Here is a 14,181-nt window from a genome sequence, read left to right as displayed (position 1 = left end):
TCCCTAAGACCCCTGCGCCAGACACGCCGCAGGAGAGGGGCCGCGCGCGCATCAAGGCCATGCCGAAGCCGGCCGACATTGCGCAGTGCTCGCGCTGCGGAGGCCGTGAGCTTATCGAGGCGCGGACAGGTGTGACGATCAGCAGGGGCCGAGCCAGCGGCGGGACGAAGTGCTTTCTGTGCGTGCTTTGCTTGGCGCGCGGCGAGCGTGTCGTCGTGAAATAGACGCGGAGTAGCTCAGTCCGGCAGAGCGTCGGGTTCATACCCCGAAGGTCACAGGTTCGAATCCTGTCCCCGCAACCATTCGAAGGCCCGCCGCGAGCGGGCTTTTTCGCATCCAGCCTCGGCACGTGCCGGGGCTTTTTCATTTCTGGCGCCGCGGATGCGGCCCAACTCCCCGGGGCGGAAGCCCGCAACCACGAAGGATGGAAATCCACCATGAAACTGAAGCTCGATGAGCAGGGCCACGTCGTGGTCCAGGACGGCAAGCCGGTCTATGTCCACGACGACGGGAAGGAAATCCCGTTCGATGCTGCGGCAGCCATGTCGAAGATCGGCGACCTGAACAAGGAAGCCAAGGGACATCGTGAGCGTGCCGACACGGCCGAGACCAAGCTCAAGGCGTTCGAGGGGATCGACGACCCGGTCGCCGCCGCGAAGGCGCTGGCCACCGTCAAGAACCTCGACGACAAGAAGCTGGTGGACGCCGGCGAGGTGGAGCGCGTGAAGGCTGAAGCCATCAAGGCCGTCGAGGCGCAGTACGCCCCGATCGCCAAGAAGGCCGAGGAGCTGGAACAGCAGCTCTACGGCGAGAAGATCGGCGGCAGCTTCGCGCGATCGAAGTTCATCGCCGACAAGCTGGCCATCCCGTCCGACATCGCGCAGGCCGCCTTCGGCAAGCGGTTCAGCATCGAGGACGGCAAGGTCGTCGCCACCGACGCCAGCGGCAACAAGATCTTCAGCCGCGCGCGACCGGGCGAGCTTGCTGACTTCGACGAAGCCCTGGAACACCTTGTCGAGACCTATCCGAACAAGGACCACATCCTGAAGTCGTCCGGTGCATCCGGCGGCGGTGCGAAGGGAGGTGGTCAGGGCGGAGGGGGGGCAAGTCGGTCACGCGCGCGCAGTTCGACGCGATGGATGCCCAGGCTCGCGTGGCTCATACCTCGGCCGGTGGCACTGTCACCGACTGAAGCAACTCATCATTGCCGGAACCATCCGGTAACCCCATGCGAGCCCGCCATTGAGCGGGCTTTTGCTTTTCTGGAGATCCAACACCATGGCAAATACGCTCACCGGGCTCATCCCGACCTTGTACGAAGCCCTGAATCGCGTGTCGCGCGAGATGGTCGGCTTCATCCCCGCAGTCACCCGAGACAGCCAGGTGGAACGCGCTGCTCTCAATCAGACCGTGCGTTCCCCGATCGGTGAAGCCGGCGCGCTGGAGGACGCGACGCCGGGCACGAATCCGGCAAACAGCGGCGATACGACCGTGAGCTACGTGGATGTCACCATCACGAAGTCGAAGGTGGCGCCGATCCGCTGGAACGGTGAAGAGCAGAAGGGCATCGGCTCGACCGGTGTCTACAACCGTGTCCTTGCCGATCAATTCACCGACGGCATGCGGAAGCTCGTGAATGCGATCGAGATCGATCTCGCCGCTGAAGCGAAGGTAACCGCTTCGCGCGCGTACGGCTCCGCGGGCACTGCCCCGTTCGGTACCGCTGGCGACCTGAGCGACTTCGCGGGCGTGCTGCGCATCCTCGAGGAGAACGGTGCGCCGAAGGAGGACCTGCAGCTGGTCCTCGGTTCGGCCGCCATTGCGAACCTCCGTGGCAAGCAGTCGGTCCTGTTCAAGGTGAATGAAGCCGGCTCCAGCGACATGCTGCGCAACGGGATGACGGATCGCGTGCAGAGCTTCGCGCTGCGCAACTCCGGCGGCATCGCCCCCCACACGAAGGGCACCGGCGCCAGCTACCAGACCAACCTGCTTGCTGGCTACGGAATCGGTGACAGCGCGATCGCGCTCGACACCGGCACCGGCACCGTCCTGGCCGGTGACATCGTCACGTTCGCTGCGGACGGAAGCAACAAGTACGTCGTGGGCAGTGCGCTGTCGGGCGGCTCCATCGTGCTGAACAAGTCGGGCTTGCGCGTCGCCGTGCCCGACAACAACGCACTGACCATCGGCAACAACTACACGCCGAACGCGGCATTCGCCCGCTCGGCGATGGTTCTGGCCACCCGGGCTCCGGCCGTGCCGGAGGGCGGCGACTCGGCGGACGACGCGATGATGATCACCGATCCGGTCACCGGCCTGACCTTCGAGGTGCGTGTCTATCGCCAGTACCGCCAAGTGAAGTACGAGATCGGCATGGCCTGGGGTGTCCGCGGCGTGAAGTCCGAGCACATCGCGCTGCTGCTGGGCTGATAGGTCTCCTGCAACCCCGCCGGCGGGTGTTTCGACGCTCGCCGGCCGCATGAAGGAAATCGACATGACGGAAGCCATGAAGGAACAGAAGACCGCTGCAAGGAAGGCTGCGCAGGAAGCCGCCGATCGCAAGGCTGCCGAGGAAGCGGAGGCAGCGCGACTCGAAGCGGAAGCCGAAGCGCGGAAGGGCGGCGACACTCGTATCGAGGACGCTCCGGAGATCGAAACCATACGCATGGTCCGCGACGAACCGATGCATCCGCGCGGCCCGACCGATGCCGACGTGCACCCGGATGAGGTCGAGAACTGGGTCGCGGCGGGCTGGCGCGTCGAGTAAGCGATGGCGCTGACCCCCGAAGACGGTACCGGCCGGCCGGACGCCGACAGCTATGTGGCTGTCGCGCTCGCCGACCAGTACCTCGCCGCCATGGGCGCATCCGCCTGGGTGGCGGCCAGCGTACCGGCGCGCGAGGTTGCCCTGCGGAAGGCCACCGCTTATGTCGAGGCGGCCTACACGTGGCGCGGCGAGCGATCGTTCGGCGGCCAGGCTCTCTCGTGGCCACGCTCCGGCGTCTGCCGCGACGGCGTCGTGGTTGCGCCGAACGCAGTCCCTGTCCAGGTGCAGCGCGCCGTGTGCGAGCTGGCGGCCAAGGCGCTGACGGTCGATCTGATGCCCGATGTTGCGCCGGAGGTTGTCACCGAGGAGACGGTGGGGCCGATCAGCACCAGCTACGGCCAGGCGCGCAACGGCGGGCTGACGCGTTTCAGCCTCGTGGATTCCATGCTGCGCGGCCTGACGTTGGCCGGCGGTGCGGGAGGATCGGTGCGCGTGGTGCGGGCATGAGTGCGAAGCTGTACGCGCTGCCGAACCCGCCTCTCAGCGACATCCCGGCGGTTCTGCGGAACATCGCTGACAGCATCGAGGCCGGTGAGCACGGGCAGGTGGGCGACGCCGTTGTTGTGCTTCGTGGTGACGAACTGAAGATCTTCGGCCTCGGTACGGCGGACGGAACCGTCGCGCACTACATGCTGTGCTGTGCGGCGCAGAAGATGCAGGAACCGATGCTGTGACCGCCTTCGACTACGCGAGACCAGCCGCGACAGCGCAGCGCCTGCTGGAGCGCTTCGGCCGCGCGGTGACGCTGACTCGTACGACGCATGGCGCCTACGACTCGGCCACCGGTGCACCGGGCACGGGGACGACGGTCACGCACGCCGGCACGGCCGCGCTGCTCGAGTACCAGCAGCGCGACATCGACGGAACGCATATCCGCGTGGGCGACCTGCGCGCCTACATCGCGCCGGATATCGAGATCACGCCGCAGACGGGTGACACGCTGACTATCGGCGGAGAAATGTGGTCGGTTATCGCGTCGCGACCGCTGGCCCCGGCCGGTGTCGTCGTGCTGCACGATGCGCAGGTCCGCCGGTGAGCTTCACCGCCGACATCCGGACCTTCGTGAAGAAGGCGAACGGAAACGTCCAACTGGCCGTGCGACAGACCGTCGTGCTGGTCGCCCAGGGCCTGATCATGACCACCCCGGTGGATACCGGGCGGGCCAGGGCCAACTGGGTGTTCGGCGCCGGCCGCGCGGACGTCAGCTTCGAGTGGAATCGATACGACCCGGGCGGCAACAGCGCGCTGGCAAGGATCGCCGCGCAGGCCACTGCGCAGTATCAGCCGATCATGTACGTCACGAACTCGCTGCCCTACATCGGTCGGCTGGAGACCGGCTACTCGAAGCAGGCGCCGGCCGGCATGGTCATGGTCACGCTGACCGACATCCAGCGCCGCCTTGACGCATACGTGAGAGGCCTCGCATGAGCCAGGCGCGCATCCGGAAGCTGTTCGAGGCGCGGCTCAGCGCATGGGCTGCGGCCGAAACGCCGGCCGTGCCGATCGCGTTCGAGAACGTGGACTTCGACCCACCGAAGGACCGGCCGTGGATGCGCTGCACCGTAATTCCTGCCGACACCGATAGCGAATACGTCGAGGGAACCGACCGGCGCTATATCGGCGTGCTGGCCCTGAATCTGTTCATCCCGCGCGGCCAGGGCGCCGGCCCGGCCGAGGCCATCGTCGCTGAGTTGGAGGCACTGCTTCCAGTGAATCTCGCGCTGACCGACGGCGCCTTCACCGTCCGCACAACCACACCGCTTTCCCCCGGTCGCGCCGACCCCGAACCCGACGTGTTCGGCGTGCCGATGACGCTGCGCTACTACGCGCAGACCTGACCAGACCACCGCCCGCAGCACCACCCCACAGCCCGCCTTGTGCGGGCTTTTTCATTTCTGGAGACCACCATGAAGAAGCTGATGTCTTTCGTCGGCGCGCTGCTGCTCGCCTTCTTCGACCCCGTCTATGTCTGGCTGACGAATTGGATGCACAGGCAGGGCCTGATTCTCGCTGCATCGTTCTTCCCGAACGGAACCATCTTCTCGATCGGCAGTGCGTACGGTGCCGCGAAGGTGATCAGCGACATCAGCAATGAGAGCCCCGCCGTCGCGTCCTCGACGGCCCACGACTTCGAAGACGGCAACATCCTGGTGCTCACGTCCGGGTGGCCGACGTTGAACGGCGCCGTGGTTCGCGTCGATGGTGCGGTTGCCGACGCCTTCGACATCGAGGGCTTTGACGCCTCCAACACCACGCTATTTCCGGCCGGTGGCGGCGTCGGTACCGCGCGAGAGGTCACCAGCTGGGTTCCACTCTCGCAGATCACGGATGTTCAGCCGAGCGGCGGCGAGCAACAGTTCTACCAGTGGCAGTACTTGGAGGAGCGGGCGCAGCGGCAGCGTCCCACTTTCAAGAATGCGCGCGCCCTGACTATCACGGCCGACTACGACCCGGATCTGCCGTGGCACGCCGCACTGCTGGCGGCTGACCAGCTCGGCACGCCGCACGCCATCCGCGCTGCGCTCCCGAACGGGGCCGTGATTCTCTATCACATGTACGTCGCCTACGACGGCGAGCCGTCCTTCGTGAAGAACCAGAACCAGCAGGTCACGATCTCGCTCTCCTACGACAACCCGCGCTCGCTGCGCTACAGCGCGGCTCCCTGAGGTAACCACACATGGCTTTCAAGATCGTTCCCAACCCGACCTTCAAGGGCAAGGTCCATATCCACGTGCCGGGCGAGGGGAAGCCGGCCGTCATCACCTTCGTGTTCAAACACAAGACGCGCGCCCAGCTCGATGAGTTTCAGACATGGGCGAAGGGCAAGCCCGACGAAGACGTGATTCTGGAGATCGCCGAGGGCTGGGATGTCGAGGGCCTGGAGTTCAGCCGCGACGGTCTGACCGAGCTCTGCCAGAACCACCACTCGGCACCCGAGCGGATCGTGCAGGCCTACTGGTCGGAGCTGACCGGCGCGCGCCTGGGAAACTGAAGGCCGCCGCGCAGGAGCTGTTCAGCCCGATCCCGTCCGACGACGAGTTGGGCGAACTGGGCCTGACGCGCGCGGACTTTGCCGGCCAGGACTTCGAAGTCTGGCCTGAGAACTGGACGCCCCTGATGGTCTTCGGGGCAATGAAGGACCAGTGGCGCGTCGGGCCGAATGGCCCGTATGCCCTCGATTACGCGGCGCTGCCGGAGGTCTGGCGACGCTGCCACATCGCACCTGATCGACGCGACGAGATCTTCGACGCGCTCCAAGAGATGGTCCCAGCCGCCCTGCAGGAGATCCGCAGGCGAGCAAAACGCAGCACATGAACCTGACGCCGGCCCAGTGCCGGCGTTTTCTTTTTGGGGGTGCCGATGGATATCGCAACACTCGGCATCCGGATCGACGCGTCGCAGGCGGCGAGCGCCGCGCAGTCGCTGGACCGGTTCGAGAAGTCCGCCGGCGCGGCCGACGCAGCCGTCTCCAAGCTCCGCACTGCAGTTGGTGGTCTGGCCGCTGGATTCAGCGTGCGGGAAGTGGCCAACGCCGCCGACACCTTCGCGACACTGAATGCCCAGCTGCGCATCGCGACGGGGAGCGCCTCCGCCGCAGCTCAGGCGTATGGCGACGTGTTCCGGATCGCCCGCAGCAGCGGGCAGTCGCTGGAGACGATTGGCACGATCTACCGCCGGCTGGCGACGGTATCAGGCGACATCGGTATCAGCCAGAAGCAGGTCGCCGAGACCACGCAGGCGGTGGCGAACGCGATGCTGGTGTCGGGCGGATCGGCGGCCAGCGCTCAGGCCGCACTGGTGCAGTTCAGCCAAGGTCTGGCATCCGGAACGCTCCGTGGTGAGGAACTGAACAGCGTGCTGGAGCAGGCGCCTCGACTTGCGCAGGCGCTTGCGGAGGGTCTCGGCATTCCGCAGGGGCAGCTTCGCGAACTGGCGTCAACCGGCGCCATCACGTCACGTGCGCTCGTCGATGCGCTCAAGAGCCAGTCGGAAGTACTGCAGGAAGAAGCGAACCAGCTGCCGGCCGTGTTCAGCCGCGCCTTCACGAACCTCGACAATGCCTTCATCAACACCGTCGGCAACTTCGAGAAGTTGACGGGCGTGTTTCGCGGGACGGCTTCGGCCATCAACGATCTGGCGAACAACTTCGACGTGGTGGCCGGTGCAGTTGGCGTGGTGGGTGCTGTCTATGCGGGCCGGTTCGTTGTCGGTGTCGCCGCCGGCACCGTGGCGAAGATCGCTGCAGCGAATCAGGCCCGGCGCCTTGCAGCGGCCGAGATGGAAGCCGCTGCCGCGGCACTTGCGAACGTGCAGGCGACGAACGCAGCCACGCTATCCACCAACGGCTTGGCAGCCGCGCAGGCCCGCCTCGCCGGTGCGCAAACGGCTGTCGCGGCCGCCAGCCGTGGCGCTGCGGCGCTGGGCTTCTTGGCCGGCCCGCTCGGCGCGATCACGACCGCGCTTACGCTGGGCGCCACGGCCTGGGCAATCTGGGGGGAGCGCTCCGAGACTGCCGCCAACACGGTCGAGAAGGAGGTCAAGCGCAGTACGGCCGAGATCGTCGCCGACCTCGACAAGCAGATCGAGAAACTGAAGCGCAGGAACGCGCTACGTGATGGTGGTCTGTCCGAGATATCCGAGCGAGACGACAACGCATCGGTCCAAGCTCGGCAGGTGGCAGCAACGATGGAGGAGATCCGGACGCGAACGGGTCAGTACTCCCGCATCACTGACGCCGAGCAGATGGAGTTGCTCAAGGGCTATGGCCTTGAACTGGCCAAGCTCCTGAGGGGCATCCGTGAGCTGGACGCGGAGCAACAGAAGCTGGTTGCGGCATCCAGCAGCAGCAACGCTTCCAAGTGGCTGGAGAAGTACGCCACCGACGCCGAGAAGCTCCGCACCGAACTGCTCAAGGCCCGGCAGGAGCTCGGCGCCTCACTCTCGCCCGACATCGTCGGCCGGGTGGTCAACAAGTTCAGCGATCGCGAGGGACTGGGCCAGCGCTCACGCGAGGCGCGTGCCGATGCCGCGACCCTTCGTGCGCAGGGACGGAACGCACGCGACAGCCTGTTCGACCGGGCCGAGGATCGCCGACAGCGCGGCCTCAGCGAAGAGGACCGATCCGAGCGCGCGCAGCGGCAGGCGTCGTCACTGGGCGCGCGTGCGACGCTCTCGGCTGGCGATGCCTTCGCGGCGCTGCGCGACGGAGATCTGAAGCGGGCGCAGCGCCTGGCCGAGGACGCCACGAAGCTTGCCGAGCGTGCAGGCCGGGCTGCCGAAAACATCGCCGACGACGACACCGCGGCGCGCCAGCTCGAGGAGCTCGGTCGCCTGCGCGAAAAGATCGGCAACGTGCAGGCAGGTCTCAAGGATGCCGAGGCCGACCAGATCGACCAGGCGAAGGCGCGCATCGACGGCCTGATCACGGCGCTGACCACGCCGGTGTCGCTCAACCTCGACACGGCCGCCGCGGAGAAGAAGATCAACGACCTGATCGCGCAGCTCAACGCGATCGGCACGCAGGCCGCGGCCGCAGCGCCGGCGGCGACCGCCGGGCAGTCCGGCGGTTCCGTCTCGATGGGCGGCCGTACGGTCACGTTCGATCAATCGGGTCAGGCGAGCACGTCGCAGCAGCCGAACAACACCATCAGCTGGACCCGTGACGTGCAGCGGGAAGCGAAGAGGGTCGGACGATGATGATGAAGACCGGCGAGGCCTTCGAACTCGGCGGCGTGCGCGTGCCCTGGGTTGCAGGCCTCGGCATGACGCAGAGCTTCCGGGTCATCGGTGGCTTCTCGACGCGACGGCTGATGTCCGGCCGTGCGCTGAAGCAGAGCCACTGGGAAAAGCTGGAGGTCGTGATCGCGGCAACAGGCCTCAGCCCGGCCGGCCTGCAGGGCCTCGACTTCTCGGGGCCGCTTGTCCTGAAGTGCGGCGAGCCGCGTGCCGTTCGCTCGCAGAGCACGTCCATCGCGCTGCCCGTCGGTCGGCGCACCGGCCCCGGTTACGAGCCCGTCGCGCGTGCCTATTTCGCGGATCGACGAGAGGCCTTTGCCGCGGTCAGCGTTGCCGCGCACGTTGCGACCATCACGCCGGTGGCGGGCGCCATTGGGTACGCCGTCTGGTACTACCCCCAGCTCACCGTGATCGCCAGCGCGCCGGAAGAGACCACCGACCACCAATCCGGGACGGTGTCCTGGACCCTCACCGCCGAGGAACAGTGATGTTTCCCCTTGATCGAGTTGCACAGTACATCGAGTCCATCGGTGACGACGAAATCATGCAGCTGGGAGGCGCCGTCCCAACGTTTCTGACCGCCGCCGCCGCCGCGTCACTGTCGGGCATCCCCCCTCTGTGGCAATCGGGGTATCTGATCATGACCCCCGACGCGCAATGGGAACTCGGAATTGGAACGTTTGATGCGGAAGGCTATCTTGCGCGGAGCCGCGTGCTGCGATCCAGTAACGCGAATGCACGGATAGAGATTCCTGAACTCACCGCTACGTCAAACATCGTTTATGCGGTGCAGACAGCCCTTTCCGCGCCAGCAGTAACGATGACCGGGCTGCAGGATGACGAGTTCTCAGAACTGGACCCGGCGCAAGGTGCGCAGGCCTACAGTTCTGGCTCGACTGCGCTCGGAGCGATGGCAGTAGCTCAAGGTTCAAATACGACCGCGATCGGTGCCGAGGCTTATGCACTTGCCCGGTACTCTTCGGCCATCGGGCGTGGCAGCGCGTCCAGAGTGGTCGGTGCGGTGCACTTGGGTCTCTGGGCCCTCACTTGGGGTGGATATGCGGAGACCAGCGGCGCCACCGAGACGACTGCGGTAGGGATCTCTGGCGACAAGTTCGTGCCGTGGTCGGTGGCCGCCTACGTACTGGACATAAATGTCGTGGCAAGGCGTACGTCGCCGACCCCTGCGCTCTATGCCGCGACGATGAAAGCAGCGGTGCTTCGTACATCGGCCGAAGATCTCCCGATCTTGGTCGGTACGTCTGGCAAAACCGTCATCGCTCAAAGCGCGGGCGTTACCTGCGATTTTGACCTGGGCATCGATAGTGATCTGGTTCAGGTCGATGGCTCTTTGGAGGTCAACGGGTCGGTAGCGGTGCTCGTGACGGGCGCCGCGTCTGAAACGTGGAAGTGGGCCGTGTCCATCCGCGCGGCTGAGCAGGCTGACTGATGTACGGAGATCACCCGTACGGTTCGGCGACCTACGGCTCCGGCCCGCTCGGCGACCCGCCAGAGCCAGGTGTAGGCGCCTCACTGCGTCTGAATATCCGCGTGTCGATGGTCGAGGCTGCGGACATCGCCTTGCCGATCCGCGTGTCGATGGTGACCGCTCGATCCATCGCGTTGGGGCTTCGCATCTCGATGGTCGAAGAGCTCGACATCGTCTTGCCCGTCTGGATCACGATGGTGGATGCCACCGTCACCAGCCCCGCGAAATGGACCGTCGTCGCGACGCTGGGTGGCCAGGACATCAGCGAGCGGCTGACGGAGGAGGTGATCGTCGAGGGTGGTGAGGGGGAGGCGAAGCTCGCGAACTTCTCGATGGCGCCGGCTCCGGGGACCATCTTGCTGCCGAACTGGACGGGCAAGACGGTGACGATCGACGTGGCGCATCAGGCCGCCGACGGCAGTGCCATCAACCCGCGGCGGATCTTCACCGGTGTCGTCGATGAACCCGAGATCGACCTCTCCGAAGGGGTGGTTCGATTCGAGTGCACGGATCAGGCGCAGCAGGTGATCCGCAATCTTCCGCGCGAGTGGGTGGATGCGAATGTCGGCGGCTACTACTCCGAGGTGATCTTCGGCGAGACGACGGACACGCTGCAATACGCCGACGCGAGGATTTCGACAGTTCCCGCAACGCTTGAGTTGGACGCGTTCCAGCAACCGCGTGTCACGCCGTGGCACTCCGAGGACGAGCCGCTTCTGGTGCTGACCGACGACGATATCTGGGACGGCACGCTCGTTCCGAGGCTGGCGCCGCGCGGCGACATCCTCAACGAGATCGAGGGGGGCGTTAAGTACAGATTCCCCCGGCTGCGCGCCCGGGTTGTGTCGGTGGATTTCGAACGCACAGTCAATCAGTACACGTCCCAAGGCCTCGACATCCCCAACCGGGCCATGATCGAACAGGCGGTCACCGGCATGTCGGGCTGGGAGCTTCTCGGCGACATCAATTACGTCGGCGTCGATCCTGGTCAGTACGAGTCGTCAGGGTCTGGCGGCACGATCTTCACGACGATTAGCATCACGGACGCGCCGAAGCTCGCGCTGGGATTCGCGGCACGCTTCGCCAATCGGTGGGTGCAGTGGGTCACGGAGAACTACCGCGTCACGGTGCGCTCGCAGGCCTCCATCGACGCTATCGGGCGCGCGCCGGATACGCGGGACGGCGCGACGCTGGACACCGACTTCGATGAGGGTGCCTGGCAGGGTGACCCCAATGCTGCGCCGGCTCTGACGCTGCCGACGAGCGGCGACGTGTCACTCGACTACGGCGCGGCGGGCAAATCAGACCGTCCCGCTGCCCAGAACGCCATTGCCACGACGGTCGCTCAGATGAGGCGCGAGGTGCTTGGCTCGCACAGGAAGTCGTCGATCGAGGCATCAATGCCGTTTCGTGCCGACATCGAGCTGTCCGTACGGCTGGAGATCGACACGACGACGCTGCACGCCACCGGCAAGGTCGCGCGCTTCCGACATCGCCTGAGCATCGAGACAGGTGAGGCCGACACCGACTTCACGCTTGCGGTCTCGGGCTTCTCGGCCGTCGGCCTGCAGGATGACGACGCCCCCGATGCGCCCGCGGCGCCGACGGACCCGACTCCAGCACCTGGCGCGGACAGGCTGCGCTGCGAGTGCGAGATGTACATCGGGCAGGTCACTGGCGCGCCCGAGTACAACCAGAACCTGATGTTCGGGCTTTGCACCAATGCCCGCGCCGGGGCCGACTTCGATGCGGAGGCGCCGGCCTACCCGTACGAACTCAGCATCCGATCGCCGGAGGTCGAGGCCGCCGTGCGCGACCCGATCGAACTGCCCAAATCGTCAACCTACGCAGTCGCCATTCCTCAGGACATCCTGGAGATCATCAACCCATGAGCTTTGGTTTCTACTCCGACGCCGGTCTGACCGTGCCGATCGCGACGCTGCGCCACTACAGCACGCAGGTCGGCGACCGGCTCGTGTATTTCGGCAGTCCGAACGCCGCGAAGAAGCTGGTGGACGCCACGTCGCCGGAGGTGGCCAATCTGAACGTCTCGATCATTGACGACGACACCGGCGCAGGGCTCCCGGCTTCGGCATACAAGCTCGCGCTCACCTCGGGCGGATTGGCCAGCGCGGTCGGTGGCGCTGCCCTCTCGCTTGGCGCGGTCGTGATGGGCGGCGTCGGCGGCGCGAAGCCCGTTCATATCCGGATCAACACCACATCCGGCGTGGTGGGCGAGGACTACCTCGACATCGGGCTGGAGGTGCAGAACACGGCCGAGGCGGATGTCTGATGGGTGACATTGCCGAGGCGCTGCGCAAGATTGGCGCGCGTGACCTGGCCGGCGGTGGCATGACGCAGGGCACGCGCCCCCCATTCGAAGAGAAGCCAGCCAAAGGCGCGAAACCGCCGGCCGTGGCACGTGCGAAGGCGCAGTCATCGGGCGGCGGTGGTGGCGACGATCTCCAGGAGACCGCGGCCGCTGACCGCGAATACTGGACAGACGAGACGCTCACAACCACTGACGGTGCCTTCGTCTGGGTCGTGCGCCCGATCAAGCGCGTGAAGCTGACGACAGGCCGATCCATCCGCCTCGCCGACCCGACGCCGTGAGCGTGCTCGATTCCATCAACGTGCCCGCGCCGCTGAGGCCGCTCGACAAGGTTGTGATGTGGGGCCATCCATTCCATGGCCTTGTGCAGTCCGGCCAGCTGACGCTCCCGAACGACGACACGCTCATCTACCGCCAGCCGTCCAACGCCGACGCCTGGGCGCTGCACCTGGCCGGCGTGCCCGAACTCACGCGCACGACCGAGCAGCTCGCGCAAGACGCCGCGCTCGGACACCAGTGGCTGCACCAAGTGGTGGTCAGCGGGCAGGTGCCGCAGGTGTATGGCAAGGCGCTGACCGGCAACGCGCCCGCCTGGCTCTGGCGCGACAGCGCCGGCGTGGTGTGGCAGTTCTCGCTGCCAACGCTCAGCACCTACCAGACCCAGATTCGGGTGACGTATCGCAAGTTCGGCCGCTTCGGCGAAGCAGCCTACCCGCCGGTCAATGTCAACCTCGCGCACACCATCGACGGGGGTAGTCCGGCGGTCGATCTCAAGGGCACCACGGACCTCTCGCTGGCGCTCGAAGGCGTCATCCGCACGCGCCCGCGCATCTGTGACATCAACACCGACGGCAGCAGCGTCGTCATCGGTCTCTATCACGTGCCGGAGTCGACCGTGCACGACGGCACCTGGCGCCTTCGCCAGCCCGTAGAGCGCGCCATGGGCTTCGTGCGCATCGACGTCACCTCAGTCGAGGGCGCGCCGTCGCTCTCTCTGACCACGGTCCGCAACCATCTGCAGACGCTCGGCTCCATCACCCTCGCTGACGCGCGGTCGCCGGCGGGCGGGCAGGCGACCCTGCCGACAGACGGCCTCGGCCGCCCGGTGGGCTCGGTCACCGAAGTGCGCAGCCTCGTCATCACGGGTCGTGTGCTCTCGATGTTCTTCGGCGATGGCGGCACGGTCAAAGAGATCACCGGCTCCTACACCAGCTACTCCGAGAGCATTCGCCAGTATCAGGAATGGACCGTCACCTACGACGGCAGCGACTACACCGCGCTCGACCGACGCACGCCGCTTGAAAGCTACTGGTCGGTCGGCCTGCAAATCGATGGCGTTGAAGTCGCGACCCAGTACCACGACACGCTGCCTGCTCCCTTCGTGGCCGACGGCTTCGAAGACGTCGGTGGCATTTACTACGTGATCACGAAGGCCGGCACGCGCGACACCTACTTCGAAGTCATCTTCCCCGATGGCGCCTTCACCGCTCGCACGGTGGCTGAAGGACAGGCCACCTCGGCCAACACCATGCTCAACAACGGCTTCTGGGCGTACTCGAAAGGGCTGTGGTGCCTGTTCCGCATCAGCGGCAGCGGCTTCGTCACATGGTCGGCTGCGTTCGCGCCTGGCGCGAGCGGTGCAGCACAAGCGCCCGTCGGCGGCGGTTGGGCCTTCAATGCCTTGCTCGGCATCTGGGATGGCGGCCCGACCACTTGGTACCGCGCGCAAGACCCGATCACCGGCGCCATCTCCGGCGCCTACTCATCAACGGTTTGCTTCGTCTGACAGGAGAACCA

Annotated in this window: 18 protein-coding genes and 1 tRNA gene; all 19 read left to right on the top strand. The window is 66.1% G+C overall.

The features are described 5' to 3' along the window. Positions 1 to 225 precede the first annotated feature (225 nt). The 19 genes from ACQ66H_RS12295 to ACQ66H_RS12205 all read left to right on the top strand — a co-directional run bounded on the left by ACQ66H_RS12295 (position 226) and on the right by ACQ66H_RS12205 (position 14,170). Positions 226 to 302: transfer RNA gene (locus ACQ66H_RS12295), tRNA-Met, on the top strand. A gap of 135 nt (positions 303 to 437) precedes the next feature. Then, entirely contained in the window at positions 438 to 1,430 is a 993-nt protein-coding gene (locus tag ACQ66H_RS12290; protein WP_430434263.1) for a DUF6651 domain-containing protein, read from the top strand. Beyond that, positions 1,333 to 2,430, top strand: coding sequence for a P22 coat - protein 5 family protein (locus ACQ66H_RS12285; protein ID WP_430435629.1), 1,098 nt, complete (start codon positions 1,333 to 1,335; stop codon positions 2,428 to 2,430). Before ACQ66H_RS12290 ends, ACQ66H_RS12285 begins: the two co-directional genes overlap by 98 nt. Before the next feature lie 64 nt (positions 2,431 to 2,494). Further along, complete coding sequence (locus ACQ66H_RS12280) at positions 2,495 to 2,767, top strand: hypothetical protein (RefSeq protein ID WP_430434262.1); 273 nt, start codon at positions 2,495 to 2,497, stop codon at positions 2,765 to 2,767. Between the two features lie 3 nt (positions 2,768 to 2,770). Further along, positions 2,771 to 3,274, top strand: a complete 504-nt coding sequence (locus tag ACQ66H_RS12275) for a DnaT-like ssDNA-binding protein (RefSeq protein WP_430434261.1) — start codon at positions 2,771 to 2,773, stop codon at positions 3,272 to 3,274. Continuing rightward, complete coding sequence (locus ACQ66H_RS12270) at positions 3,271 to 3,501, top strand: hypothetical protein (protein WP_430434260.1); 231 nt, start codon at positions 3,271 to 3,273, stop codon at positions 3,499 to 3,501. Before ACQ66H_RS12275 ends, ACQ66H_RS12270 begins: the two co-directional genes overlap by 4 nt. Further along, the gene (locus ACQ66H_RS12265) at positions 3,498 to 3,863 is read left to right on the top strand and encodes a hypothetical protein (protein WP_430434259.1); all 366 of its coding nucleotides are present in this window, start codon (positions 3,498 to 3,500) and stop codon (positions 3,861 to 3,863) included. The genes ACQ66H_RS12270 and ACQ66H_RS12265 overlap by 4 nt, the downstream gene beginning before the upstream one ends. Continuing rightward, positions 3,860 to 4,255, top strand: a complete 396-nt coding sequence (locus ACQ66H_RS12260; protein WP_430434258.1) for an HK97 gp10 family phage protein — start codon at positions 3,860 to 3,862, stop codon at positions 4,253 to 4,255. The genes ACQ66H_RS12265 and ACQ66H_RS12260 overlap by 4 nt, the downstream gene beginning before the upstream one ends. Next, entirely contained in the window at positions 4,252 to 4,665 is a 414-nt protein-coding gene (locus ACQ66H_RS12255) for a phage tail terminator-like protein (RefSeq protein WP_430434257.1), read from the top strand. Before ACQ66H_RS12260 ends, ACQ66H_RS12255 begins: the two co-directional genes overlap by 4 nt. Positions 4,666 to 4,734: 69 nt before the next feature. Next, positions 4,735 to 5,493, top strand: a complete 759-nt coding sequence (locus tag ACQ66H_RS12250) for a phage tail protein (protein ID WP_430434256.1) — start codon at positions 4,735 to 4,737, stop codon at positions 5,491 to 5,493. Positions 5,494 to 5,504: 11 nt separating this feature from the next. Beyond that, positions 5,505 to 5,819, top strand: coding sequence for a phage tail assembly chaperone (locus ACQ66H_RS12245; RefSeq protein WP_430434255.1), 315 nt, complete (start codon positions 5,505 to 5,507; stop codon positions 5,817 to 5,819). 47 nt (positions 5,820 to 5,866) lie between these two features. Next, entirely contained in the window at positions 5,867 to 6,142 is a 276-nt protein-coding gene (locus tag ACQ66H_RS12240; protein ID WP_430434254.1) for a DUF1799 domain-containing protein, read from the top strand. Positions 6,143 to 6,187: 45 nt separating this feature from the next. Next, the gene (locus ACQ66H_RS12235; protein WP_430434253.1) at positions 6,188 to 8,524 is read left to right on the top strand and encodes a tape measure protein; all 2,337 of its coding nucleotides are present in this window, start codon (positions 6,188 to 6,190) and stop codon (positions 8,522 to 8,524) included. After that, complete coding sequence (locus ACQ66H_RS12230) at positions 8,521 to 9,051, top strand: hypothetical protein (protein ID WP_430434252.1); 531 nt, start codon at positions 8,521 to 8,523, stop codon at positions 9,049 to 9,051. The genes ACQ66H_RS12235 and ACQ66H_RS12230 overlap by 4 nt, the downstream gene beginning before the upstream one ends. Then, positions 9,051 to 10,013, top strand: coding sequence for a hypothetical protein (locus ACQ66H_RS12225; protein ID WP_430434251.1), 963 nt, complete (start codon positions 9,051 to 9,053; stop codon positions 10,011 to 10,013). The genes ACQ66H_RS12230 and ACQ66H_RS12225 overlap by 1 nt, the downstream gene beginning before the upstream one ends. Continuing rightward, positions 10,013 to 11,944, top strand: coding sequence for a hypothetical protein (locus tag ACQ66H_RS12220; protein WP_430434250.1), 1,932 nt, complete (start codon positions 10,013 to 10,015; stop codon positions 11,942 to 11,944). The genes ACQ66H_RS12225 and ACQ66H_RS12220 overlap by 1 nt, the downstream gene beginning before the upstream one ends. Beyond that, positions 11,941 to 12,345, top strand: coding sequence for a hypothetical protein (locus ACQ66H_RS12215; protein ID WP_430434249.1), 405 nt, complete (start codon positions 11,941 to 11,943; stop codon positions 12,343 to 12,345). Before ACQ66H_RS12220 ends, ACQ66H_RS12215 begins: the two co-directional genes overlap by 4 nt. After that, positions 12,345 to 12,665 carry a hypothetical protein gene (locus ACQ66H_RS12210; RefSeq protein WP_430434248.1) on the top strand — a complete coding sequence of 107 codons (321 nt, stop codon included), beginning with the start codon at positions 12,345 to 12,347 and terminating at the stop codon, positions 12,663 to 12,665. Before ACQ66H_RS12215 ends, ACQ66H_RS12210 begins: the two co-directional genes overlap by 1 nt. Then, positions 12,662 to 14,170, top strand: coding sequence for a hypothetical protein (locus tag ACQ66H_RS12205; RefSeq protein WP_430434247.1), 1,509 nt, complete (start codon positions 12,662 to 12,664; stop codon positions 14,168 to 14,170). Before ACQ66H_RS12210 ends, ACQ66H_RS12205 begins: the two co-directional genes overlap by 4 nt. The last annotated feature ends 11 nt before the right edge of the window (positions 14,171 to 14,181 follow it).

Source organism: Methyloversatilis sp. (genome assembly GCF_965284615.1).
GTDB lineage: Bacteria > Pseudomonadota > Gammaproteobacteria > Burkholderiales > Rhodocyclaceae > Methyloversatilis.
Note: the sequence above shows the minus strand (reverse complement) of the source record. Positions and strands in the feature narration are given on the sequence as shown.